This window comes from Sphingomonas sp. TF3 (genome assembly GCF_003985085.1).
Classification (GTDB): domain Bacteria; phylum Pseudomonadota; class Alphaproteobacteria; order Sphingomonadales; family Sphingomonadaceae; genus Sphingomonas.
In genome coordinates, this window is sequence record NZ_RWKS01000016.1 from 60,842 (window position 1) to 84,024 (window position 23,183).

At 66.1% G+C, this 23,183-nt stretch carries 21 protein-coding genes; 8 read left to right on the plus strand and 13 right to left on the minus strand.

The window, feature by feature from the left end; all coding sequences use genetic code 11:
* Positions 1-89 precede the first annotated feature (89 nt).
* The 5 genes from EJC47_RS14715 to EJC47_RS14735 form a co-directional block, all read right to left on the minus strand.
* Positions 90-1,607, minus strand: a complete 1,518-nt coding sequence (locus EJC47_RS14715) for a SulP family inorganic anion transporter (RefSeq protein WP_126848697.1) — start codon at positions 1,605-1,607, stop codon at positions 90-92.
* Complete coding sequence (locus EJC47_RS14720) at positions 1,604-2,299, minus strand: carbonic anhydrase (RefSeq protein ID WP_010403597.1); 696 nt, start codon at positions 2,297-2,299, stop codon at positions 1,604-1,606. The genes EJC47_RS14715 and EJC47_RS14720 overlap by 4 nt, the downstream gene beginning before the upstream one ends.
* A gap of 107 nt (positions 2,300-2,406) precedes the next feature.
* Positions 2,407-3,711 carry an ATP-binding protein gene (locus EJC47_RS14725; RefSeq protein WP_033966547.1) on the minus strand — a complete coding sequence of 435 codons (1,305 nt, stop codon included), beginning with the start codon at positions 3,709-3,711 and terminating at the stop codon, positions 2,407-2,409.
* On the minus strand, positions 3,708-4,421 hold the full coding sequence (locus EJC47_RS14730; protein ID WP_033966545.1) for a response regulator: 714 nt from the start codon (positions 4,419-4,421) through the stop codon (positions 3,708-3,710). The genes EJC47_RS14725 and EJC47_RS14730 overlap by 4 nt, the downstream gene beginning before the upstream one ends.
* 198 nt (positions 4,422-4,619) lie before the next feature.
* Positions 4,620-5,438, minus strand: a complete 819-nt coding sequence (locus tag EJC47_RS14735) for a lectin OAA family protein (RefSeq protein ID WP_126848698.1) — start codon at positions 5,436-5,438, stop codon at positions 4,620-4,622.
* Between the two features lie 530 nt (positions 5,439-5,968).
* Here EJC47_RS14735 and EJC47_RS14740 point away from each other — a divergent pair.
* On the plus strand, positions 5,969-6,229 hold the full coding sequence (locus tag EJC47_RS14740; protein ID WP_126848699.1) for a hypothetical protein: 261 nt from the start codon (positions 5,969-5,971) through the stop codon (positions 6,227-6,229).
* 42 nt (positions 6,230-6,271) lie between these two features.
* On the opposite strand, the gene EJC47_RS14745 is transcribed toward EJC47_RS14740, so the two are convergent.
* The 6 genes from EJC47_RS14745 to EJC47_RS14770 form a co-directional block, all read right to left on the minus strand.
* A complete protein-coding gene (locus tag EJC47_RS14745; protein ID WP_126848700.1) occupies positions 6,272-7,387 on the minus strand; it encodes an ABC transporter permease in 1,116 nt (371 codons plus the stop codon).
* Positions 7,384-8,520: an ABC transporter permease gene (locus tag EJC47_RS14750; protein WP_126848701.1), complete on the minus strand. Its 1,137-nt coding sequence runs from the start codon at positions 8,518-8,520 to the stop codon at positions 7,384-7,386. The genes EJC47_RS14745 and EJC47_RS14750 overlap by 4 nt, the downstream gene beginning before the upstream one ends.
* Positions 8,517-9,527, minus strand: a complete 1,011-nt coding sequence (locus tag EJC47_RS14755; protein WP_126848702.1) for an HlyD family secretion protein — start codon at positions 9,525-9,527, stop codon at positions 8,517-8,519. The genes EJC47_RS14750 and EJC47_RS14755 overlap by 4 nt, the downstream gene beginning before the upstream one ends.
* On the minus strand, positions 9,524-11,005 hold the full coding sequence (locus EJC47_RS14760) for a TolC family protein (protein ID WP_126848703.1): 1,482 nt from the start codon (positions 11,003-11,005) through the stop codon (positions 9,524-9,526). Before EJC47_RS14760 ends, EJC47_RS14755 begins: the two co-directional genes overlap by 4 nt.
* Before the next feature lie 86 nt (positions 11,006-11,091).
* Positions 11,092-11,352, minus strand: coding sequence for a hypothetical protein (locus EJC47_RS14765; protein WP_126848704.1), 261 nt, complete (start codon positions 11,350-11,352; stop codon positions 11,092-11,094).
* Positions 11,349-11,684 carry a class I SAM-dependent methyltransferase gene (locus EJC47_RS14770; RefSeq protein ID WP_260591594.1) on the minus strand — a complete coding sequence of 112 codons (336 nt, stop codon included), beginning with the start codon at positions 11,682-11,684 and terminating at the stop codon, positions 11,349-11,351. Before EJC47_RS14770 ends, EJC47_RS14765 begins: the two co-directional genes overlap by 4 nt.
* Positions 11,685-12,147: 463 nt before the next feature.
* Here EJC47_RS14770 and EJC47_RS14775 point away from each other — a divergent pair, with 463 nt between their 5' ends.
* Positions 12,148-13,887 carry an ABC transporter permease gene (locus tag EJC47_RS14775; RefSeq protein ID WP_126848725.1) on the plus strand — a complete coding sequence of 580 codons (1,740 nt, stop codon included), beginning with the start codon at positions 12,148-12,150 and terminating at the stop codon, positions 13,885-13,887.
* A 31-nt stretch (positions 13,888-13,918) separates the two neighbouring features.
* Positions 13,919-15,235, plus strand: a complete 1,317-nt coding sequence (locus EJC47_RS14780) for an ABC transporter ATP-binding protein (protein ID WP_126848706.1) — start codon at positions 13,919-13,921, stop codon at positions 15,233-15,235.
* Between the two features lie 148 nt (positions 15,236-15,383).
* Here the strand turns inward: EJC47_RS14780 and EJC47_RS14785 are convergent, their stop codons facing one another.
* Entirely contained in the window at positions 15,384-17,060 is a 1,677-nt protein-coding gene (locus tag EJC47_RS14785) for an AIPR family protein (RefSeq protein WP_126848707.1), read from the minus strand.
* A gap of 849 nt (positions 17,061-17,909) precedes the next feature.
* On the opposite strand from EJC47_RS14785, the gene EJC47_RS14795 reads away from it, so the two are divergent.
* Genes EJC47_RS14795 through EJC47_RS14805 form a run of 3 tightly spaced genes read left to right on the plus strand, consistent with a single transcriptional unit; the run spans position 17,910 to position 20,923 of the window.
* Entirely contained in the window at positions 17,910-19,031 is a 1,122-nt protein-coding gene (locus EJC47_RS14795) for an 8-amino-7-oxononanoate synthase (protein WP_126848708.1), read from the plus strand.
* Positions 19,032-19,661 (plus strand): dethiobiotin synthase, encoded by a 630-nt coding sequence (gene bioD / locus EJC47_RS14800; protein WP_126848709.1) that lies wholly within the window; start codon positions 19,032-19,034, stop codon positions 19,659-19,661.
* Complete coding sequence (locus EJC47_RS14805) at positions 19,658-20,923, plus strand: adenosylmethionine--8-amino-7-oxononanoate transaminase (protein WP_126848710.1); 1,266 nt, start codon at positions 19,658-19,660, stop codon at positions 20,921-20,923. Before bioD ends, EJC47_RS14805 begins: the two co-directional genes overlap by 4 nt.
* Before the next feature lie 27 nt (positions 20,924-20,950).
* On the opposite strand, the gene EJC47_RS21040 is transcribed toward EJC47_RS14805, so the two are convergent.
* Positions 20,951-21,145 (minus strand): hypothetical protein, encoded by a 195-nt coding sequence (locus tag EJC47_RS21040; protein ID WP_185867680.1) that lies wholly within the window; start codon positions 21,143-21,145, stop codon positions 20,951-20,953.
* 68 nt (positions 21,146-21,213) lie between these two features.
* On the opposite strand from EJC47_RS21040, the gene EJC47_RS14815 reads away from it, so the two are divergent.
* Both EJC47_RS14815 and EJC47_RS14820 read left to right on the plus strand, forming a co-directional pair.
* A complete protein-coding gene (locus tag EJC47_RS14815; protein ID WP_126848711.1) occupies positions 21,214-22,182 on the plus strand; it encodes an MBL fold metallo-hydrolase in 969 nt (322 codons plus the stop codon).
* Positions 22,183-22,278: 96 nt separating this feature from the next.
* Positions 22,279-23,115 carry an alpha/beta fold hydrolase gene (locus tag EJC47_RS14820; protein ID WP_126848712.1) on the plus strand — a complete coding sequence of 279 codons (837 nt, stop codon included), beginning with the start codon at positions 22,279-22,281 and terminating at the stop codon, positions 23,113-23,115.
* Positions 23,116-23,183 lie beyond the last annotated feature (68 nt).

The following is a 23,183-nucleotide window of genomic DNA, read 5'->3' on the forward strand; positions in this document are numbered from 1 at the left end:
ATGCGATGGGGAGCGGTCGACCTCGGGAGTTCTGGTGTAGCGTCGCGGTGGTGCCGCGATCTTGCCGCTTTGTAACGAAGCGTTGCTTGCTACGCGGTCATCGTGGCGAGCTTGTAGGACGCACCGGTCAATTCGACCGGATGCCCGGCCGCACGCCGCCGCGCGAGCCACTCCTTCATCAGCTCGGCGCAGGTGTGGTCGACCTTGGTCAGCCGCGATACGTCGAGGCAAGTCGGCCCGTCCATCGGCAGCGCATCCAGCGTGTCCGACAATTTGGGCAAGGTCACGAAGGTCGCGCTGCCCGCCAGCGCCATGCAGCGCCCTTCAGTCTCATCGGGCATTTCGACCTTCAGGCCCAGGCGACGCACATGCGGCACCAGTTCCAGCAGTGAAAGCGCAATGCCGACCAGCACGCCGGTCAACAAATCTTCCGCGACCACCACGACCAAGGTCACCGCCCAGATCAGCGCTGGCAACACGCCATAGCTGTGGAACAGGTGACGGACGTGCGCGAGACTGACCAACCGAACCCCGGTCACCACCAGGATCGCGCCCAGCGCCGCCATCGGGATTTCGCGCAGCAGCCACGGCAGCAACGCGACGAAGCCCAGAATCCAGATTCCGTGCAGCATCGTCGAGAGCCGCGTCGTCGCGCCCGCCTGCACGTTGGCCGAGCTGCGCACGATCACGCCGGTCATCGGCAAGGCGCCCGCCACGCCGCACAGCAAATTGCCGATGCCCTGCGCGCGCAGTTCCTTATTGTAATCGGTGCGCACGCCATTGTGCATCCGGTCGACCGCCGCCGCCGACAGCAGCGTCTCCGCGCTGGCGATGAAGGCGATGGCAAGCGCTGCGACGATGATCGACGGGTCGATCCACTTGGCCAGGAAGTCCGGCGCGGGCAGCGCGACGGCGGCGACGATCGATTGCGGCACATCGACGCGGTCGATCGTGAGGCCGAGGCTGAACGCGGTCAGCGTGCCGACCATAACGCCGACGAGCGCTGCTGGCACTTGCTTCAGCGCAGCCGGGCGGAAGCGTTCCCAGCCCAGCATCGCCGCGATCGTCAACAGGCCGATCATGAACGCCTGTTCGACGCCCGAGACGTTGGTCGCCGACAACCCGAACAAACGGCCGGGAATGGCGAGCAGATTCTGGATGCCGCTCGGCAAGGGCCGCGCATCGAACAGCACGTGGAACTGGCCGACGACGATCAGCACGCCGATCCCGGCGAGCATGCCGTGGACGACGGCGGGCGAGATCGCACGGAACCAGCCGCCGACCTTGAGGATGCCGGCAATAAGCTGGATCAGCCCGGCGAGAATCAGGATCGGTCCCAGCGCCGACAGGCCCTTGTCACGGACCAGCTCGAACACGACGACGGCAAGGCCAGCGGCGGGGCCGCTGACCTGCAAGGGGGAACCGGCGAGCGCCCCCACGACGATGCCGCCGATGATGCCGGTGATCAGGCCTTTTTCAGGCGGCACACCAGACGCGATGGCGATGCCCATGCACAAGGGCATCGCCACCAGAAACACGACGATCGACGCGGTAAAATCCCGCGAAGCCACTGCCAGCGTCGGCAATTTGAAACCGGCGAAGCTCATTCAGCCGCCTCCAGATAGGATACGCCCGAAGCAAGGCGCTGCTGCGCGGGCAAGGCGACCGGCATCGGGCGATCGTCGCGGATCTGCTCGAAGCGCCCGGTGCCGCCGTCGAGCGCGAACACCGCGCCCTGGTGAATGTCGAAGAACCAGCCGTGCAGCGCCAGCTCGCCGCGCGCGATGCCCGAGGCGACCGCCGGATGCGTGCGCAGATGCGCGATCTGCACCACGACGTTTTCCAGCGCCGCCGCGCGCACCTGATCGTGGCCGTCAAGATCGGGATAGGCATCGCTCACCACCGAATGCGCCGCATGGCTATGGCGCAACCACGCCGCCACATTGGGCATGGTTTCCAGCGACGACGGGTTCATCAACGCCTTCATCGCGCCGCAATCGGAATGACCGCAGACGATGATGTCGCGCACCCCCAGCGCCATGACGGCATATTCAACCGTCGAGGTCACACCGCCATTGGCGTTGCTGAACGGGGGAACGATATTGCCGGCATTACGGCAGACGAACAGATCGCCGGGGGCGGCCTGCAGAATTTCCTCGGGCACCACGCGCGAATCCGCGCACGACACGATCAGCGCTTTTGGCCGCTGGCCGTTGACGGCGAGGTTCGCGTAGAGCGCGCTCTGATTGGGGAACACCGACTTCTGAAAGTCGAAGACGCGACCGATCAGCTCGTTCATGAACCTGGCTCCTGCTTGCACCGCGCGGGGGCTGCGCGGGCTTCACAGGATCAGATACGAACTGCGTTTTGCTGCAACGCGGCACTTTTGTAAGGAAGCGTTTCCGATCAACGTGGCAGGCGGATTTCCGCACGCAGGCCGCCTTCGGGCAGATTGGTGAGGCGTAGCGCGCCGCCTTCTAGGTCGACCAGTCGCACCACGATCGCCAGCCCCAGCCCCAGCCCCAGCGTATCGCGCCGACGCGCGGTATCGAGCCGGACGAACGGCTCCAGCACGCTCTGCAAGGCGTCTTCCGGAATACCCGGCCCGTCATCCTCGACCCGCAAAATTACGTCACGCGCAGTGGCGGAGAGCGCGATCGTCACCACCGATCCGTGGTGCAGGCCGTTCTCGACCAGATTGGTCAGCGCGCGCTTCATACCGAGCGGTCGGAAGCGATGCTCGAGATGCGATGGGCCCACATAATGCACCTCGCGCCCGTGATCCGCAGCATCGTCGGCCAGCGTCGCGCACAGCACGGCGAGATCGGCCAGCACGGGTTTTTCGGGGTCATCCTCGCCACCGAGAAAGGCAAGCAGCGATGCGACCATGGCATCCATCTCGGCCACGTCGCCCAAAATTTCGTCGCGGAGCGGCTCGACCGAGACGCCCTCCGCGCGCAACCGCAGCCGCGCCAGCGGGGTGCGGATATCATGCCCCACCGCCGCCAGCGCCTGGGTCCGATCGGCGATCAGTTGCTGGATGCGCGCCTGCATCCGGTTGAACGCGGTGATGACGCGGCGCACCTCGCCCGGCCCCTCCTCGACCAAGGGCCGCGGCTCGGCGGTGCCGAAGCGGTCCGCCGCATCCGCCAATTGCCGCATCGGGCGCAGCGTCCGCCCGATCAGCGCACCGCCAAGCACCATCACGCCGCCCGCGATGGCGAAGGCGATCAGGATGCGACTATACGATTCGTCCAGGCTGTCGATCGGCTCAACCGTGCGGAAATGCAGCCAGCTCCCATCGGGCAGCGCACTCGCCCCCGCGACATAGGCATCCTCACCGATCGTATCGAGGTGGAGCCGCAAATCGCCTGAGCGCAGCACCGGTTCCCAGCTGAGCACGCGCGCGCGCATCTGGGTAAGCGCGGGGTCGGTCGGCGCGGGCGCGGTGGCGCTCCATGCCATCGTGTAATGCGGGGTCGACAGGCGCCGCGCCATCGCCGGGCGCTCGGCCACTGGCGTATCCATCGTCAGCCGCCGCGCGATCACCAGATGTTCGGCCAGCCGCCGCCCGACATCGTCGCGCACCGAAAACTGGCTGGCGCGCTCGTACAGCACGGCATTCATGGTAAATTCGACGAGCATCGCGAGCAGCAGGATCGCCACGACCCGCCCGATCAGCCCGAGCGAGGGATGCACGAAACGCCTCAAGAACGCTCGACCGTGGTGTTGAACATATAGCCGACCCCGCGCACCGTCACGATCGGCGGCGCGCTGCCCTCGGTCGTCAGCTTGCGGCGCAAGCGGCTGACCAGCACGTCGACGCTGCGATCGGTGCTGTCCCCCATACGCGTGCGCGACAGTTCGATCAGCCGTTCGCGCGCGATCACGCGGCCGGCATGGTCGAGCAGGCTGACCAGCAGATCGAACTCCGCCCCGGTCAGATCGACCACCGCGCCGCTCGGTGCCTGCAATTCGCGCCGCGGCAAGCTGACCGTCCAGCCGTCGAAGCGGCGCACGCCTTCCTCGCGATCCTGCGTGTCGCGCGGGGCCTCGGTCCGGCGCAGCACGGCGCGGATGCGCGCGGTCAGTTCGCGCGTGCCGAACGGCTTGGCAAGATAATCGTCCGCCCCCAGCTCCAGTCCGACGACACGATCGGTTTCGCTCGCGCGGGCACTGATAAAGATGATCGGCACATTGCTCTTCTGCCGCAAGCGCCGGCACAGCTCGATACCGTCAGTGCCCGGCAACATGATGTCGAGCAGCACCAGGTCGACCGGCCCGGCGTCCATCGCCAGCCACATTTCGGGCGCGGAGGCGGCGGGGCGGACGGTATAGCCATGCTCCTGCAACGCCCGCGTGGTCAGCGTGCGTAGCGCGGGGTCGTCCTCGACCAGGACGATAGTGGGGGCAGTCGTCATCGGCGTGGGGTCAGGCAAGGTTTCATGTGTCCGTTTCGGTAGGGACGCGCTTCAGCAGCGTCAACGCACACAGCGGTCCGAGCGATCCTACCCCGATCCCCAGCAACATTTCGTCACACAACAGCCAAGACCCGGCACGATTGCGATCGCACCCACGACATGCCGCCCCCCGGTCGTGCCGGGGAGCGGCCGTCATCTTCACGCCGTGGCGTGGACCTTGGCGACGCTCGGCACCAGCGCGAGACCGATCGGACCTTCCCCGGCATACATCATCGTGCCGTTCAGGTTCGCACCGTCGCCCTTGGCGCTGATCGCGACGACGCCCTGCTTGCCGCGGCAGCCGAGCACCCATTCACCACCCGGATGCCAGGGTGCGTCGTTGCCGCCCCATTGGTTCACCACGCTGTAGGTGTTGGCCATCGTGCGCGTGCCGCGGAAGCCGATCGGACCTTCGCCCTTATAGGTCATCGTACCCGTCAGCGTCTTGCCATTGTCGTGGCTCGACACTTCGAGGCCAACCACTGGCTGGTCCGGCCGGCACCCGATCACCCACTGGCCGCCCTGATGCCACGGAGCCCCGCTGCCGCCCCATTGATTGGTGGCGTTGAAGGCGAGACCGGGAGATTTGGTGCCCTTGACGCCGATCGGGCCTTCACCCGAATAGGTCATCGTGCCCGTCACCGTCTGACCGTCCTTGGACGTCAGGTCGAACGCCACCGCATTCTGGCCATCGCGCGCGCCGAGCAGGAACAGGCCCGCATCGTGCCACGGGGCGTCGTTGCCACCCCATTGGTTTTCGGCCTGGTAGCAATTTTCGGTCACGCGCGTTGCGCGCAGGCCGATCGGCCCCTCACCCTGATACGTCATCGTACCGGTGAAGCTCAGTCCGCCATCGCCGGATTGAATATGGAGTGCGGTGGGCAATTGGTCTGCGCGGTTTCCGATGTTGAGCACCCCACCGTCGTGCCACGGTGCGGACGAACCGCCCCACTGATTTTGGATATTGTAGACGGTCATAGTCGACATCCTTTCCTAGGGTTACGGATTAAAACCGATTTTTATCGCTTTTTTAAAAAGGTCACGCGTTAACGCCACGGGCTATGCGATAGCCGTGGGATATCAAATATACTCTATTTGAAGCGGACTGGCCTGCCGATATCACGAGTCGATCAAGCACGTATTAATTACAGCATATTCGTATTTCGCTCAAGTATATTGTCCGATCTATAGGCGATCTTATTGACGGCCTATTGCGTCAGAGCGATGCGACGACGCCGGGCCGCGACCAGTCTCGCCGCCGCTGATTGTCCAGTAAATGGTCGGCCCCGCATCCGCGCCGACACCCCCGACTGCGCGATCCTCTCGGGGTACGCTCCTTCTACACATTGGCGTCACGAACCAAGGATCGGGAAAGTGGACCACGCCACACCCTCGCAAACGGCCACGGCCGTCACGCAATCTGGTGTGTTGGTTATATGGCACACTTCTCGCATGGACTCCGAAGCGGGCGGCGGCAAATCCATGCCCCGGTCGCTTGGAGATCCGCCATGAGCCTGACCGCACACCTGATCGCACTCGCCGCCGTCGCCGCGTCACCGCACTCTGCGCCACGCCGAAGCACCATCACCGAAACCTACCGGGTAACCTACAAAGCGGACCGAGATGTCTATTGCATTCGCTTCTTCGCCGACGCGTCGCCCGCCGACCCGCGCCCGGGCACGCCGCCCGACCCGTGCCGCACCCGCGCCAACTGGGCGAAGGACGGCGTTCACATCACGGATCCGCAACGCACCGCCGCGCCCCTTTGAGACTGGGCCGGAACGACGGTGCGGCTGGTTCGCCTCGCAAGATCAAACCGCCGCACCGCCCCCAACCTTTGCGTGTCTCGCCAGCCGCAGCGCCGCCAGCGCACCGAAGCACGCCAGTTGCGCCGCCAGCACCGCCAGCGCACCCGACACTTCGCCAAGCGTCGCACCCATCTGGTTGAGCGGCACGAACAGATGGGTCGCGGGCGTCACCGGGATCGTCCACGCCAACGCCTGCACCCATAAAGGCATCGCCACCAGCGGCCAGGCGAAGCCCGACAGGAACACAAACGGGATCGAGGTCGGGATCAGCAACTTCAGCGCATCGTCGCCGTTGCGCACCAGGCTGCCGACCAGCATCCCGAGCGCCGCCACCGTGGCCGCAAACAGCGGCACCACCAACACCAGCGCCGGGATATTCCCGCCATGGGGGATATCCTGCAGCCAGAATACCAGCCCGAAATACAGCCCGCCCGCCAGCGTCCCGATGGTGGCGCAGCCCGCCCACACCCCGGCGAAAGCGCGCGCGCCCGGCACCCAAAGCCCCTTGCGCCGCCGCTCGGCAATCAGCCGCGCCACCGCGAACAGCAGCGTCTGTTCGAGGATGACATTGGCGACCGCTGGAAAGACATAGTCGCGATAGCCTTCGGTGGTGTTGAACAACGGCCGGGTGACGACCGACACGTTCGACAAGGCCTGGATTTGCGGCACCCCGGCAAGGCGCTGCTGCACGGTCGCGGTGATCGCACCGGCGATACTCTTGCCCACCGCCTCGGCGCGCAGCAAATACGCGCCGTTCAGCCACAAGGCGATGCCGGTGCCGGGCCGCGCCTGCATCAGCCCGCTCGCCAGCCCGCGCGGCAGCAGCAACACGCCCTCCACCTTACGCGCCCGCACCAGCGCCGTGGCGGTCGCCATGTCGGGCGCTTCCTCGGCAATCGTTACCTCGGGCGCGGCGTCGAGCTGACGCACGATCGCGCGCGACAGCGCGCTATGATCGGCATCGACCACCACGATCGGCAACCGCTCGACCACCTGATGGGCATAAGGCGCAGGATAGTAAAAGGCGTAGAACAGCACCGAGATCACGGCGACCGCGACCAGATCGCGCGTGCGCAGGATCTCCAGCAGTGCGCCTTCGAAAGCCTGGCGAAAGCTCATGCCGCGCGCCGCATTTGCCGGCGGATCACCAGCAGCGCCGCGCCGCCCGCGACCAGCGGCACCAGCGCCAGCACCGCCGCCTGCCGACCCCAGGTCGCGAGGCTAACCCCGATCGTCTGATCCATCTCCAGCGCCACATAGTGCGTCAGCGGCAGCACGCTGCTCCACACCCGCGCGAACAGAATACCGCCGTTGAGCGGCAACGACGCGCCCGAATAGGCCAGCGCCGATCCAGCATAGATCACACTCGCCGACAGGCTCGTCGCGACTTCGCCCGTCAGCGCGATCAATAGCGCCGACATCGCGGCGGTGGCGGTGAACAGCAGCACTCCGCCAACCGCCACCAAGACGATCTCGCCGCCGAAGCGATACCCCTGCCCCAGCGTCAGCCACAACAGCCACAGGCACAGCCACAGCGTGCCGATCACGACATGCGGCAGGAAACGCCCGACCAGCGCCGCCGCAGGACTGCCGACCCGCCGCGCCCACACGGCCAGCGATCCGTCCTCCAATTCCCGCCCCAGCGATGCCGCCGTCGTCACCGCGATCAGCAGATGCAGCAGCGCCGGGCCGATCAGCAGCCCGAGATACCATTCCAGGCTCGCGCCGGGATTGCCGAGCACGGTCACCTCAACCCCCGGCGGCGGCGCGTGGAGCAAGGCGGCCCCACTCAAACCGGACTGCGCAAGCGCATGACGCGCCAGTTCGGTGGTGACCGCCAATTGCAACCGCGTGGAGGCGAGCGCGCCGGTCGACAGAAACGCCGTCTGGTAGAAGATCTCGACCGAGCGCGGCGCGGCGCGGGCGCGGCCATCACCCAGCCCGGCGGGCAGCACCACCACCGCCACCGCCTGTTCGCGCCGCACCGCCGCGAACGCCTCGGCCAGATCGCTGCCGACACCGGCCACACGCACCGTATCCGACGCCGCGATCGCGCGGATCACCGCGCGCGACACGGCGCTGTGGTCCTGGTCGACGATGCGCACGCCCAGCCCCTGCGGCACGCCCGCAAACAGCATCCCGCCCATGACGAGCAGGAACAGCAGCGGCACCAGCGTTAGCAGCGCCAGATCGAAGCGATCGCGCGCCAGATGCGCCAGCTCGGCCCCGAGCGCGCGGCGCAGCCCGATCATCGCGGCCAGTCGAACAGCACGCTCATCCCCGGCCGCAGCCCCGGCACGCGCTCGGCCGGGCGCAGCTTCACCGAAAAGGAGCGCACGTCATAGCCGCTCGACTGGCGTGTCGCGCGGATCGTGGCAAATTCGGCCTCGGGCGCGATATAGGCCACGCGGAAACGCACATCGCGGTTGAGCGCGGGGACGTGCCCCGTCAGCACGCGCCCCACGGCCAGCCCACCATATTGGCTCTCGCGCACCGTGATCGCGACCCAGGGATGATCGATGTCCGTCACTTGATAGGCGGGCAGGATCGGACTGACGATCTCGCCCGGTTGCAACAGCTTGCGCGCCACTTCGCCCGCGATCGGCGAGACCAGCTTCGTCTCCGCCACCAGCGTCTGCGCGGTCGAAAGGCCCGCCTCGGCGATGCGCACCTGCGCGGCGGCGGCTTGCTTGTCTTCGCTGCGCGTGCCCGCCAGCGCTTTCTCATATTGCAGCCGCGCCGCCTCGGCCGAACGCATGCTGCTGTCGCGCGCGGCATGCGCCTCGTCGCGGCGCTGCGCGGCGATCACGCCCTCGGCATAGAGCGTATCGGCGCGCTTGCTCGATGTGGCGGCGAGGTTCGCGGCAGCCTGCGCCGATTGCCAGATCGCGCGCAGCGACCCGACATCCTCACTGCGCGCGCCCGCTTGCGCCACCGCCTGCAGCGCCCGCGCGGTATCGAGCGCGCCTTGCGCCTGGCGTTCGGCATTGCCGAGTTCGGGGCTGGACAGCGTCGCCAGCACTTGCCCCGCCGCAACGCGCGCGCCCTCATCGACCAGCAGCCGGTCGACCCGCGCCAGTGTCTTGGTCGCGACATTGACGCTGTCGGCCTCGACCATGCCCTGAATCTGTTCCGGCGCCGGGCGGCTCGCGAGAAACAGCCCGACCACAACGATCACCGCGACCACCGCCAGCCCGACATAGAGCAGGATGCGCGCGCGGCGGCTGGGGGCCGGGGTTTCGGATGCGGTATCGGTCATTGCCCGGCTCCATAGACAAGGCGCTGGTCGGCGCGCGCGAGATAGCCGCTATATTCATCCAGCCGCCCGGACGACGCCAGCAGCCCGGCCAGCGCCAGATCATATTCATAGGCCACCGAAATGCGCTGCGCCTCGGCCGCATCCAGCGCCGCCTGCGCCGCGATCACCGGCGTCGCCGTCCCCTCGCCCTCGCGAAACGCGACCGTCTGCACCCGCAGATTCTCGCGCGCGGCGGTGATGCTGCTGTCGAGCAGCACGAACGACCGCCGCGCCGCCTCGACCAGATTATACGCGCGCATCGTCGCGCCGGTCGCGGTCTTGCGCGCTTCGGCGGCGGTGTCGGCGGCAGCAGCGGCGGTCGCGCGCGCGGCGTCCTCGCTATGCTTGCGCCCGATATTGGAGAGGATCGTGTAGCGCACGCCAACGCCGACGGTCCAATCGGGTTCGATCGGCAAGGCATTGGATTGGTTGAAATTATATTCGCCAAACGCATAAGCCTGCGGCAGCCGCTGCGACCGCGCCAGCGCCACGCCCGCATCGGCGACTTGCCGCCCGCCATCGGCGGTGCGCGCCTCGGGCGCATTGCCTTCATTGCCGAGAAACGCCTGTGCCGGCGCAAGCGGGCGCGTCTGCACGAACAGCGCCGTGGTCGGCGCGACGCCCGTCTCCAGATCAAGCAGCCGCGCCAGATCGTCGCGCGCGCTGGCATAGGACAGATCGGCGCGCTGATAGACGCGCTCGGCGGTGTCGCGCGCCACCTCCACTTCCAGCGTGCGCGCGTGGGGAATGACGCCCGCCGCTTCCAGCTTGCGTGAATCCGACAGCACCGCGTCGAGCGCATCACGGCTACGCCGCGCGGACTCGAGCAGCCCGGCCGCCGCCTGTTGCCCGAAATAAGCGCGGATCAGGTCGATCCGTGCGAGGTTGAGCGCCTGCGCGCGCCGCCCCTCGGCCATCGCCACCCCGCCTTGCGCCGCGCGCTGGATCGCCGGGATCGCACCGCCGGTATAGAGCGGCAACGCCCCCTGCACCGTCGGGCGCAGCACATCGTCGCGGAAGCGATAGCTGAGCTGGTCGGGGATCGCGTTGAACAGCCCCGGCAGCGCCTGCGACAGCCGCCCGCTAATGTCGGCGGCGATCTGCTGGTAAGCGGGCGGCACGCTCGCGGGCAGCGCCGCCAGGAACGTCTGCGTGTTGCCCAGCGTCGTCGCCTTGGGGCCGCTCACATCGACCGACAGGCTCTTTTGATATTCGAGATATTGCACCGATGCGGTGACGATCGGCCGGTGCAGCGTGCGCACCGCATCCGCCGCCGCGCGCGCCGCCTCGACACCGTGATCGGCGGCGCTGATGGTGTGCGAGCTGCGATCATAGCGCGCCTGCGCCGCATCGAAGCTGAGCGCGGTCTGCGCGGAAGCACCCGACGCACCAGCCGATATCAGCGCAACCGCGATCGGCCATCGCCCGATTCCTGCCATGCGCCCTGCCCCCGAAGCCATTGGTCGAGGGTAGCGCATACCAACGCGCCAAAGGCGACGCCATGTCTAAAAGCCAAGGCCTTATGTCAGCGCCTCGCCCCGCCCGACCGTCGCGCCCGCTGCGCGCGGATCGCCGCGACCAGCGCGCGGTGGCGGCTGCGCTCCACCCGCACGGAGGCAGCGACGCGCTTGCCCTGCACGATCAGCACCAGCCCGATCAGCGCCAGCCCAAAGGCCGGCAAAGCGAGCAGACTGCCGCCATCCAACCGATCGGCGAGCCCAATGCCAGCGGCGAACAGGAAGGCGACCGCCCCGACCCCGCGCCACGCCAGATCCCGCTGCGTCATGCCGCTACCGCCGGTTCGGCGATCAGCGTGCGCCCGGCGCATTCCACCGCATGCACGGCATCGCAACTGCACCCCGCCGCGCCGTGCCACAGCACGATGTCGGCGGGGAAATCGGCCTCGTCGCCAAGCGCGCTCGCCAGATCGCGCGTCTCGAAGGTCAGCCCGATCGCCGGATCGCGCACCCCGTTTGCCGCGACGCGCGCGCGCTCGACCAGCGCCTCGGCGTCATCGATGCCCAGCACCTCGATCGCGGTGAAGCCCAGCATCCGCGCATGCCGCGCCGCGCACAGCAGCAGCGTACCCGTGCCGCAATCGGTATCGATGATGCGCACGCTGCAGCGTTTCGTCGCCCGCAAGGCCGACAAGGCCGCGGCGACCGCGGGCCAGCGCGCATCGCGGCAACGAAAGCGGGGGGCTGTGGCCGCGCGACGCGGCTGCGTCCGCAAACGCCGCCGGGGGCCGCCAATGCTATGTTCGGGAAGGTGGGTCATGATGGCAGCGGAATGCACCCTCGTGCCGTAAAAAGTCCCCGGCGATCGCACCCCATTCCCGTGAAGAATCCATAAAGCGCGCCGATCGAAAGCCCCCACGCCGCCCGCGATTGACAATGCTGCAGTGCGGGAGCAATCGCCCGACGTCGGCCGAATCGCCGACACTCAGGATCAAACAAGCAAATGCCAAGCGACAGTAGTCGACAATATGCGCCGTCGGGGGCGCCCGGCCGAGCCTGATCCGATCAGTCTCGCCCCGGGTGGCCGTCGACGGCCGCCCGTGTGAGGTGAGACAATGCGTGAGATGCCCCAGATTGCCCGGGGTGTGCGGCCCTTTTCGCGCTACTGGCGCGTCACGACGCCGAGCTGGGCCGACGCCATCGCTTTCCTGCTGCTCGCCGGACTCGGCGTGCTCATCGTGCGTGGCGCCGAGGGCGTCGCGCAGCCGCTGTCGCAGCTCCGGCTCGATCCGGTCGCGCTCGATCCATGGAACCTGCCCGCTTATGCTCTGCGCACCACGCTGCGCATGTTTGCGGCGCTTGCCGCGTCGCTGGTCTTCACCTTCGTCGTCGCGACGCTCGCCGCCAAGAGCAAGCGCGCCGAGATGGTCATCGTGCCTGCGCTCGACATCCTGCAATCGGTGCCGATCCTAGGCTTCCTGACCTTCACCGTCACCTTCTTCATGGGGCTGTTTCCGGGGCAGCAATTCGGCGTCGAACTGGCGGCGATCTTCGCCATCTTCACCAGCCAGGCATGGAACATGGCGTTCAGCTTCTACCAGTCGCTGCGCTCGGTGCCGAGCGACCTGGAGGAAGTGTCGCGCGGTTTCGCGCTGTCGCCGTGGCGGCGCTTCATCCGCCTGGAACTGCCGTTCGCCACGCCGTCCTTGGTGTGGAACGCGATGATGTCGATGTCGGGCGGCTGGTTCTTCGTCGTCGCGTCCGAGGCGATCAGCGTCGGCAACACCCGGATCATGCTGCCCGGCATCGGATCGTGGCTGGCACTGGCAATCGACCGGCAGGATTTCCACGCGGTTGGCTGGGCCGTCGCCGCGATGGCGGTGGTGATCCTGCTCTACGACCAACTCGTCTTCCGCCCGGTCGTCGCCTGGGCGGATCGCTTCCGCTTCGAACAGACCGCCTCGCAGGACGGCCCGCAAAGCTGGGCCTATGACCTGTTCCGCCGCACCAAGTTGCTGCCGGTGCTGTTCGCCCCGTTCACCGCGCTCGGCCGCTTGCTGATGGCGGTCGACCGCCGCCCCGCCCGCGCCGGGCGATCCGAACGCCGCGAGACGCGCAGCCCGCTCGGCCAGATCCTGTGGCTGGCGCTGGTCGCCGCCGCTTTGCTCGCCGCCGCCTGGCTGGTGATCGGCTATGTCGCGCATCATCTGATGTGGCACGATGCCTTCACCGCCTTTGGCCTTGGCCTCATCACCATGGCGCGCGTGCTGGTGCTAATCGCGCTGGCGAGCCTTATCTGGGTGCCGATCGGCGTGTGGATCGGCCTGCGCCCGCGCTGGGCGGAACGGTTGCAGCCGGTCGCGCAGTTCCTCGCCGCCTTCCCCGCCAACGTGCTGTTCCCCTTCGCCGTGATCGCGATCGTGCATTGGCATTTGAACATCGACATCTGGCTGTCGCCGCTGATGGTGCTGGGCACGCAGTGGTACATCTTGTTCAACGTCATCGCCGGTGCCAGCGCCATCCCCAACGATCTGCGCGAGGCGGCGGGCATGTTCGGGGTCAGCCGCTGGCAATGGTGGCGCACGCTCGCCATCCCCGGCATCTTCCCATATTATGTCACCGGCGCGCTCACCGCTTCGGGCGGATCGTGGAATGCCAGCATCGTCGCCGAGGCGGTGTCCTGGGGCAGCGAGCGGCTCGAGGCGCACGGCCTTGGCACCTATATCGCCAGGGCCACCACCGCCGGAGATTTCCCGCGCGTGACGCTGGGCATCGCGGTGATGTCGATCTTCGTGATCGGCTTCAACCGCTTCCTGTGGCGGCCGCTTTATGCCTATGCCGACCGCCGCCTGCGCCTCGCCTGACCTTCGACCTTCAAGAGACTGGACCCGGACCATGGCCACCCTCGCCCGCACCGCCACCGCAAACACGCTGCTGAAAGTCGAACACCTCACCCACCGCTACGGCAAGGTCGGCAGCGGCGGTCTGCTCGTGCTCGACGATGTCGACCTGACGCTGCGCGAAAATGAAGTGGTCGGGCTGCTCGGCCGCTCGGGCTCGGGCAAATCGACGCTGCTGCGCTCGATCGCCGGGCTGATCCGCCCCGATGAAGGATCGATCGACTTCGTGCCGGACGAAAGCGGTGCCGCGCCCAGCGTCAGCATGGTGTTCCAGACCTTCGCGCTCTTCCCGTGGCTGACGGTGCTGCAAAATGTGGAACTGGGGCTGGAGGCGCAGCGCGTCCCCGCCGAGGAACGCCGCACCCGCGCGCTCGCCGCGATCGATTTGATCGGGCTCGACGGCTTCGAAAACGCCTACCCCAAGGAATTGTCGGGCGGGATGCGCCAGCGCGTCGGCCTGGCGCGCGCGATCGTCGTCAACCCCTCGCTGCTGCTGATGGACGAGCCCTTTTCCGCGCTCGACGTGCTCACCGCCGAGACGCTGCGCACCGATCTGCTCGATCTGTGGGCGGAAGGGCGCATGCCGATCAAGTCGATCCTGATCGTGACGCACAATATCGAGGAAGCGGTGCTGATGTGCGACCGCATCCTCGTCTTCTCGTCCAACCCCGGCCGCGTCGCCGCCGAGATCAAGGTCGATCTGCCACAACCGCGCGACCGGCTCGACCCGCCGTTCCGCGCCCTGGTCGATGACATTTATGCCCGCATGACCGCGCGCGCCGCACCCGAACCGGCGCGCGACGGCGTGTTCCCCGGCACCGGCATCCAGATGGTGCTGCCGCGCGTCTCGACCAATTCACTCGCGGGGTTGATCGAGGAAGTCGATGCCAGCCCGTTCAACGGCCGCGCGGCGATGGCCGATCTCGCCGACCAGCTCCAGCTCGAAATCGACGATCTGTTCCCGATGGCGGAAACGCTGCAATTGCTGCGCTTTGCCGAATTGCAGGGCGCGAATATCCAGCTCACCCCCTCGGCCCGCCGCTATGCCGAGGCCGATGTCGACACGCGCAAGGCGCTGTTCGCGCAAGCCCTGCTCGCGCACGTTCCGCTCGCGCAGCACATCAAGCGCATCCTCGACGAACGCGCCGGCCACGCCGCCCCCGCCCGCCGCTTCCGCGACGAACTCGAAGACCATATGTCGCCCGATTATGCCGAGGAAACGCTGCGCACGGTCACCCTGTGGGGCCGCTATGCCGAAGTCTTCGCCTATGACGAAGATGACGACCGCTTCTCGCTGGATGACGCGGTATGAGGGTGAGGAGGGGTGGTGCGAGAGGGCTCGCCGAGGTGAGGGTCCGGACTACCCGGTCAAGCGGATCGCACTAGCGACCAGCTTACGCCGTTCAGTGGTAAGCCGCAAATGGCCGCATATGCTAGGTTCTGCCATTCGCCTCGTCGGACTAAAGGAGGCTAAGTTGCTGGGGGGGCTCGTTGAGCGAGGCTCGAAACAGGTTCTGTTTCGTGGCTGCATTTCTGAAGAGCCGATAGGTCGAGATATTCGGGCGGCCCTTTACGAACTCGGCCAACCGCCGCTCCGCCTCAGGGATTAGAGGGCTCACCTGGTCGAAATCGAAGATGTCGATGTTGGCGCGGTCCGCGAGTTTCCTGACCGCGAAGGCCAGATGATATAAGCCCTCGACGATCCACGCAGATTCGATTTCCTGCTCCGCGACCAGCCTTGACGCCCTGCGCGCTTCCTGCAGCTTGGCGCGGCGATGCTTCTCGATTTCGGTATAGAGGCCCCACACCGCTATCACGCGCTTCGCATCCATCTCCGAAGGATCGAATACCAGCGGGAAATACTCTCCGAATATTCGATCCGAAGCCGTCTTCGCCTTATCGGGCTCAGCGCGCACGTAGGCTAACCAGACCTGCCCTAGCTTCAGGGCATCTATGCGCCTGCTTTCGTCGATCTTGTAATGCTGGTCGCGCTTTCGATCCAGATGCCACCCGTGATTCAGCAGCGACGCCTCGAGGCGGACGAGCACGGGATCGTTCGATCTCAGGTCACGGCTCCGTATCGGAGTCTGGCTGTTCGTTGCCTCCGCGACCTTCGCATAGAGGCTCTTGTCCTGCGTCTCAATAATGCGGACGAGAAGCCGAACGCGCTGCACGGAAGCGAAGCTGGTTCGTGACGCCTGGAAGAGCGCGTGCGACGTCTGACCACCGTTTACCACCTGAGGGTTCAGAAGGCGCAAAGGCGCATTCTTGAAGCCAGGCTGATAGCTAAACCGTTCGCAGACAATCGTAATGCCGTTGTTAAAATACCAGAACATGCCGGCTTCGTTGGACACGGCGGTATCGTAGATGCGCCGATTTATGTCGTTCTGTTCACCGAGGTAGACGCGGACGTTCTCCTCAAACAGATCGGGATCGAGCTGCGTTGGCTTGGTGGGATCTGTCAGCGCCGCAATAAACTCGTCGCCGCAGACCGTCCCGATGACAGCCCGTACGTTGCCGTCCGTGCGCTCATATACTTGCTCCTCTACGATCCGAAGGTGGATCTCCCGTTCTGTTGCTGTCCGGTGCGAGACCGTATCAGACAGGGAATCGAGATCGGCCTCGTGGAGCTGGAAGAACTTGAACCGGGCAAGCGATGATTCAAAGCGAGCCTTGTGGTCGGGGATGAGCCGCTCCCCATTCGAGCAAAGGTGAACTTCGACCTGACATGCCCCCGAATTCACGAAGTCCCAAATGTCCAACACCTTCTGCCGCAGCAGCGGATTGCATGTGTCGAGAAAGCCGTCGACCTGTCCGAAGCAGTCCCCGATGAAGGAAAGGAGCTTGTCAATCTCCGTAGATGGAAAGTTGCGGTTGCTGCCATTAAATTTGCTGTGACATTTAAACTGGAAGAGATGGATTACACGGCGCCCGAAGCGCTCGTCGAGATAGACCGCGTCAACGCCCCTGTCCTCCCCTCCATCGGTGATCGATCCCCTCGCTTCATCGAAGTCGATGCGCAATAGGGATGTCACGCAGAGAAGGGAGAATGCTTCCCGCCGGGTTTCGAGATTGAGAGTCTTCTCAATCTGAGCGGCAGCCGCGTCTACGTTTCCCCAGTCAAGAAGTGTTGCCATGGAATACCTCTTGCCCTGTGGCTCCGCCCGGTTCAACCTTTCCGCCGATATGGCGCGTTAGCCGCCACGACGGGCTCCCCTGCACGGTGCCGAAAGGCGCCAGACAGCACCCTGCCACGCCGGCCGTTGTCGGCCAGGGCTGGACGCTCACCTCGAAGTGATAACCAATTGCCCGAACCAGAAGCGACCACACATTAACGCCGCCTCGACAGGGGATAACGCTATATGGACCGAAAAATAACCCATTTACAAACACCAATTAATCGTATATTAGACATCACCGTCTCCACTAAGACAGGCGAATGCGATTGAAAGGAAAACCAAGTGGGAAGAATAACTGTTCGAGAATTTGAACAAAAAGTTCGCGAGAAGGAAGAAGTTACCTTAGTAATCAGGGCACCTAGCGGTACAATGGTCGAAGATTATGATTTCGACAGATGCGCTGCCTCAGGGACATCTATCAGCAGTTGGCTTGAGACGCGCGTTAAACCACGCGTTGGTGAATTTGAATACGACGTAGTAAGTCCAGATTATGTTGTTTCGACGCCGCATGGCAGGACAAAAATGGGCACTCTACGGGAAAAATATGAGAGATAATGCTTTTCTGCGGGCCCCGCCCCGGTAGCAATGGCGGGTCCCTCTGCCAATTCTGATCATCAAACATCCTCGACCCGGAACTATCCTCAACTGCCCCAATCAGGGAACTGCCGCTTCGTCCTACTCACGGTCGATCCAAAAATAGCCCTGCCGCCGCCATCTTACCCGTCATCGGAGGGCCCCACCCACCCCACCAACAAAATCGCACACCCCGCTCGTGCGTCCGCGCGTGGCTTCGCTATAGCGCCCCCGATGACTCTCCTCGAACCGCATCTGAACGACCTGAAGGCGCTCGACTCCGCCGCTCGGCTCCGCCGCCTGCAACCGCGCACCGGGCTGGATTTTTCGTCCAACGATTATCTCGGCCTCGCCCGCGCGCAGCGCTTACGCAACGCGGTGGCGGCGGCGCTGGCGCGCGGGGTTTCGATCGGGTCGGGCGGGTCGCGGCTGCTGCGCGGCAACGATCCCGAGCATGAAGCGCTCGAAGCCGAGGCCGCGGCCTTTTTCGGCAGTGAAGCGGCGCTGTTCTTCTCCAGCGGCTATGCCGCCAATGCCGCCTTGCTGTCCACGCTGCCGCAGCGCGGCGACCTGATCGTCCATGATGCGCTGATCCATGCCAGCGCGCATGAAGGCATGCGCCTCGCCCGCGCCGAAAGCGTCGCCACGCCGCATAATGACGCGGGCGCGGTCGATCAGGCGATTGCCGAGTGGCGGCGGCGCGGCGGCACGGGTCGGGCGTGGATCGCGGTCGAAAGCCTCTACAGCATGGATGGCGACCGCGCCCCGCTCGCCGATCTGGCGGCGGTCGCGGCGCGGCACGCGGCGATGCTGCTGATCGACGAGGCGCACGCGACCGGCGTGTTCGGCCCCGACGGGCGCGGCCTCGCCGCCGATCTGGAGGGTGCCGAAAACGTCATCACCTTGCGCACTTGCGGCAAGGCCTTGGGCTGCGAAGGCGCCTTGCTGTGCGGCCCGCGCACGATGCGCGATTTTCTGGTCAATCGCGGGCGCGCCTTCATCTTCTCGACCGCGCCCTCCCCACTCATGGCAAGCGCGGTGCGCGAAAGCCTGCGCATCCTCGCCGACGAGCCTGAGCGCCGCGAGCGGCTGAGCGCGCTCACCGCCTTTGCCGAGCGCACGCTCGCCCCCTGCGGCGTCACCCCGACCGGATCGCAGATCCTGCCGCTGGTGATCGGCGCGGACGCGCCCACCATGCGGCTGGCGGCGGCGCTGCAGGCCGCCGGTTTCGATATTCGCGGCATCCGCCCGCCCACGGTGCCGCCCGGCACCGCGCGGCTGCGCGTGTCGCTCACCCTCAACGTCGGCGAAGCGGAAATTGCCGCGCTGGCGGAGACGCTGTTGGAGTTGATGTAAGTGAACCCCGAAACAATCGTCATCACCGGCACCGACACCGATGTCGGCAAGACCGTGTTCGCCGCCGCGCTGACCGGTGCGCTGAGCGCCCACTATTGGAAGCCGGTGCAGGCCGGGCTAGACCCCAGCGCCGACCGCGACAGCGTCGCCACGCTCTCGGGCGTGCCCGCATCGCACATCCTGCCCGAGGCCTATCGCCTCGCCACCCCCTGCTCGCCCCACCGCGCCGCCGAAATCGACGGCGTGACCATCGACCCGCTGCGGCTGACCCCGCCCGAGGTGAACGGCCCGCTGGTGGTGGAGGGTGCCGGCGGCGTGATGGTGCCGGTGACGCGCGATCTGGTCTTTGCCGATCTGTTCGCGCGCTGGGGCTGCCCGGTGGTGCTGGTCGCGCGCACCACGCTCGGCACGATCAACCACAGCCTGTTGTCGATCGAGGCGCTGCGCCAGCGCGGCGTGCCCATCCTCGGCATCGCCTTTGTCGGCGACGAACACCCCGACAGCGAAGCGACCATCGCGCAACTGGGCGGCGTGAAGCGGCTCGGGCGCTTGCCCCGGCTCGACCCGCTAACTGCGGAGACGCTGGCCGCGGCCTTTGCCGCCCATTTCAACGTGGCCGATTTCCAATGAGCAATTCCCCGATCTGGCACCCCTTCACCCAGCACGGCCTTGGCGAGCCGATCCCGCTCGTCACCCACGGCGAAGGCGCGGCGCTGTTCACCGAGGACGGCCGCCGCATCATCGACGGCATTTCCTCCTGGTGGGTGACGACGCACGGCCATTGCCACCCGCGCATCATGGCCGCGATTGCCGATCAGGCAGGCAAGCTCGACCAGATCATCTTTGCCGGCTGGACCCACGAACCCGCCGAGACGCTCGCACGCGGGTTGCTGGAGATCATGCCGCCCGCGCTCACCCGTATCTTCTTCTCGGATTCGGGCTCGACCAGTGTCGAGGTCGCGCTGAAGATGGCGCTCGGCTTCTGGGCCAATCGCGGCGCGGCGCGCCACCGCATTCTGGTGATGCAGCACAGCTATCATGGCGACACGATCGGCGCGATGTCGGTCGGCGCGCGCGGCGTGTTCAACGCGCCTTACACGCCCTTGCTGTTCGACGTCGGCACCATCCCCTACCCCGCCGCCGGGCATGAACAAGCCATGCTCGATGCGCTGGAGGCCGCGTGCCGCTCCGCCCCCGCCGCGTTCATTGTCGAGCCGCTGGTGCTGGGCGCGGGCGGGATGCTGTTCTACCCCGCCTGGGTGCTGGCCGAGATGCGCGCGATCTGCGCCCGCCACGGCGTATTGTTCATCGCCGATGAAGTGATGACCGGCTGGGGCCGCACCGGCACGCTGCTGGCGTGCGAACAGGCGGGTGTCGTCCCCGACATCCTCTGCCTGTCCAAGGGCCTGACCGGCGGCGCGGTGCCGCTGGCGGTTACAATGGCGAGCGAGGGCGTCTACGAAGCGCATCTCTCGCCCGACCGCGCGCGGATGTTCTTCCATTCGTCCAGCTACACCGCCAACCCGATCGCCTGCGCCGCCGCCAACGCCAACCTCGCCATCTGGCGCGAGGAACCCGTGCGCGACCGCATCGCCGCACTCGCCACGCGGCAACGCCAGCGGCTTGACGCCCTCGCCACACACCCCGGCTTTGCCAACCCGCGCGCGCTCGGCACGATCGCGGCGGTGGATATCGAAGATCGTGAGGATGCAGGCTATCTCTCGCACCGCGCCCCCGCCCTGCTTGCGCATTTTCGCGAGCGCGACCTGTTGCTGCGCCCACTCGGCAATACGGTCTATGTGATGCCGCCTTATTGCATCGACGACGCCGATCTCGACCGGATATATGCGGGGATAGCGGACGCGGCGAAAGCAACGGCTGACCCCGGATAGGCCCTCGATCCGTTAGGGCAGGAAGCGTCAAATGACGTTGGGAATCGCCAATATGCGCGCGGACATCGCGCGCATCAGGCGCAGACCGTTTCTGTCAGGAGCCCGCGCGATGAACGCCGCAATTCCGCAAAGCCCGATGCCGCCGCTGCTGGCCGACGCCGTTGCGGCAACCGCAGCCGCGAGCTGATCCATCACGCCGATCCGCGCCTTGATGCTGGGCATGCCAAAGCCGATCTTCTAATCTCGACCGGTGATCCACCTGCCGGATCAAGCAAATCGGATGAAACGCCATGACCGTTCGCTTTTTGAAGTCTGCCGCAGTGATCGCCAGCCTGGCCGTCGCACCGGTCGCTTACGCCCAGAGCGCAGCCCCCACGGCGGCCTCCACTCCGGCCGATTTCTACAAGATGAAGCTCGGCCATTTCACCATTGTCGCGCTGTCCGACGGCACGATCGCCCTGCCCACCGATCAATTGCTGGTCGAGCGGACGCCGGGCGAAGTGAAGACGATCCTGGCAGCCGCCAACGCGCCCACCCTCCAGACGACCTCGGTCAACGCCTATCTGATCGACACGGGGTCGCGCCGTATTCTCGTCGATAGCGGCAGCGGCAGCTATTTCGGCCCTTCGCTGGGGCGCGCGATCACCGCGCTGAAGGCGGCCGGCTACAAGCCCGAGGATATTGACGAAGTGCTGATCACGCACTTGCATCCCGACCATGTCGGCGGCCTCGCGGTCGGCGGCGCGCGCGTCTTCCCCAATGCGACGATCCGCATGGCGCAATCGGAATACGACTTCTGGCTCGACAAGGGTAACCTGACCAAGGTCGACGGTTCGGTCCAATCGTCCTTCGACGCGGCAGCCGCTTCGCTCGCGCCCTATAGCGCAGCAGGCCGCGTCAAGCCGTTCCGGGCGGGCGAGACGATCGATACCGGTGTGACGGCGGTGTCGCTGCCCGGGCACACGGCGGGACACACCGGTTACCGCGTCGAGAGCGACGGCAAGACGCTGCTCATCTGGGGCGACGTGATGCACGTGGCGGTAGTGCAGTTGAAGGACCCTGCGGTGACCATCAAGTTCGACCTGTCGCAGGCCGACGCCTCCCGCTCGCGCGCCACGATCATGGCCGACGCAGCGAAGCGCCACTATCTGATCGCGGCGGCACACCTGCAATTCCCTGGCATCGGGACGCTCAGCAAGTCGGCGCAGGACTGGCAATGGACGCCCGTTCCGGCCACGCCCCCCGCCAGCGCGCAATAGTCGGAACGCCGCGGCACCGGCCGATCGCATTTTCCCGGCGCAGCATGGTGGCAACCTCCGGAGAGCCACCATCTCGCCCCACCAACGGAGACTATCATGGCCTATGTAACCAGCGCAGACGGCACCCAGATCTATTATAAGGACTGGGGCCCCAAGGATGCCCAGCCGATCGTTTTCCACCACGGCTGGCCGCTGTCGTCGGACGATTGGGACGCGCAAATGCTGTTCTTCCTGGCCAATGGCTACCGGGTGGTCGCGCATGACCGTCGCGGGCATGGGCGATCCGAGCAGTCGGTCGGTGGTCATGACATGGACCATTATGCCGCCGACGCCTCCGCCGTCGCCGAGCATCTCGATCTGAAAAATGCGGTGCATATCGGCCATTCGACCGGCGGCGGCGAAGTCGCGCGCTATGTCGCGAAGTTCGGCCAGCCGCAGGGCCGCGTCGCCAAGGCCGTGCTGGTCAGCGCAGTCCCGCCGCTGATGCTGAAGACCGACGCCAATCCCGGCGGCACGCCGATCGAGGTGTTCGACAGCTTCCGCAGCGCGCTTGCCGCCAATCGCGCAGCCTTCTTCCACGATGTCGCGGCGGGGCCATTTTACGGCTTCAATCGCGATCACGAAACGACGATCCAGGCCGTGATCGACAATTGGTGGCGCCAGGGCATGATGGGTAGCGCGCAAGCCCATTATGAAGGCATCAAGGCCTTTTCCGAAACCGACCAGACCGAGGACCTGAAGGCCATCACCGTCCCCACGCTGGTGCTGCAGGGCGATGACGATCAGGTCGTGCCCTATACCGATGCCGCGCTGCTGCAGGTGAAGCTGCTGCAAAACGGCACGCTGAAGATCTATGAGGGCTATCCGCATGGGATGCTGACCACCCATGCCGATGTCATCAACCCCGATCTGCTCGCCTTCGTGCGCGCCTGAGCTCCTGGGTTGATCACACGGGTGGACGATCGACGACCAGCGATCGACGATCGTCCACCCGCGCTCCG

What these genes read in the sequence shown, in the direction of transcription:
- EJC47_RS14775 (WP_126848725.1), top strand. Translation starts at nt 12,148, where the DNA reads ATGCCCCAGATTGCCCGGGGTGTGCGGCCCTTTTCGCGCTACTGGCGC.
- EJC47_RS14780 (WP_126848706.1), top strand. Translation starts at nt 13,919, where the DNA reads ATGGCCACCCTCGCCCGCACCGCCACCGCAAACACGCTGCTGAAAGTC.
- EJC47_RS14755 (WP_126848702.1), bottom strand. Translation starts at nt 9,527, where the DNA reads ATGACCGATACCGCATCCGAAACCCCGGCCCCCAGCCGCCGCGCGCGC.
- EJC47_RS14720 (WP_010403597.1), bottom strand. Translation starts at nt 2,299, where the DNA reads ATGAACGAGCTGATCGGTCGCGTCTTCGACTTTCAGAAGTCGGTGTTC.
- EJC47_RS14815 (WP_126848711.1), top strand. Translation starts at nt 21,214, where the DNA reads ATGACCGTTCGCTTTTTGAAGTCTGCCGCAGTGATCGCCAGCCTGGCC.
- EJC47_RS14750 (WP_126848701.1), bottom strand. Translation starts at nt 8,520, where the DNA reads ATGATCGGGCTGCGCCGCGCGCTCGGGGCCGAGCTGGCGCATCTGGCG.
- EJC47_RS14730 (WP_033966545.1), bottom strand. Translation starts at nt 4,421, where the DNA reads ATGACGACTGCCCCCACTATCGTCCTGGTCGAGGACGACCCCGCGCTA.
- EJC47_RS14740 (WP_126848699.1), top strand. Translation starts at nt 5,969, where the DNA reads ATGAGCCTGACCGCACACCTGATCGCACTCGCCGCCGTCGCCGCGTCA.
- EJC47_RS14785 (WP_126848707.1), bottom strand. Translation starts at nt 17,060, where the DNA reads ATGGCAACACTTCTTGACTGGGGAAACGTAGACGCGGCTGCCGCTCAG.
- EJC47_RS14820 (WP_126848712.1), top strand. Translation starts at nt 22,279, where the DNA reads ATGGCCTATGTAACCAGCGCAGACGGCACCCAGATCTATTATAAGGAC.
- EJC47_RS21040 (WP_185867680.1), bottom strand. Translation starts at nt 21,145, where the DNA reads ATGCCCAGCATCAAGGCGCGGATCGGCGTGATGGATCAGCTCGCGGCT.
- EJC47_RS14765 (WP_126848704.1), bottom strand. Translation starts at nt 11,352, where the DNA reads ATGACGCAGCGGGATCTGGCGTGGCGCGGGGTCGGGGCGGTCGCCTTC.
- EJC47_RS14735 (WP_126848698.1), bottom strand. Translation starts at nt 5,438, where the DNA reads ATGACCGTCTACAATATCCAAAATCAGTGGGGCGGTTCGTCCGCACCG.
- EJC47_RS14760 (WP_126848703.1), bottom strand. Translation starts at nt 11,005, where the DNA reads ATGGCAGGAATCGGGCGATGGCCGATCGCGGTTGCGCTGATATCGGCT.
- EJC47_RS14805 (WP_126848710.1), top strand. Translation starts at nt 19,658, where the DNA reads ATGAGCAATTCCCCGATCTGGCACCCCTTCACCCAGCACGGCCTTGGC.
- EJC47_RS14715 (WP_126848697.1), bottom strand. Translation starts at nt 1,607, where the DNA reads ATGAGCTTCGCCGGTTTCAAATTGCCGACGCTGGCAGTGGCTTCGCGG.
- EJC47_RS14745 (WP_126848700.1), bottom strand. Translation starts at nt 7,387, where the DNA reads ATGAGCTTTCGCCAGGCTTTCGAAGGCGCACTGCTGGAGATCCTGCGC.
- EJC47_RS14795 (WP_126848708.1), top strand. Translation starts at nt 17,910, where the DNA reads ATGACTCTCCTCGAACCGCATCTGAACGACCTGAAGGCGCTCGACTCC.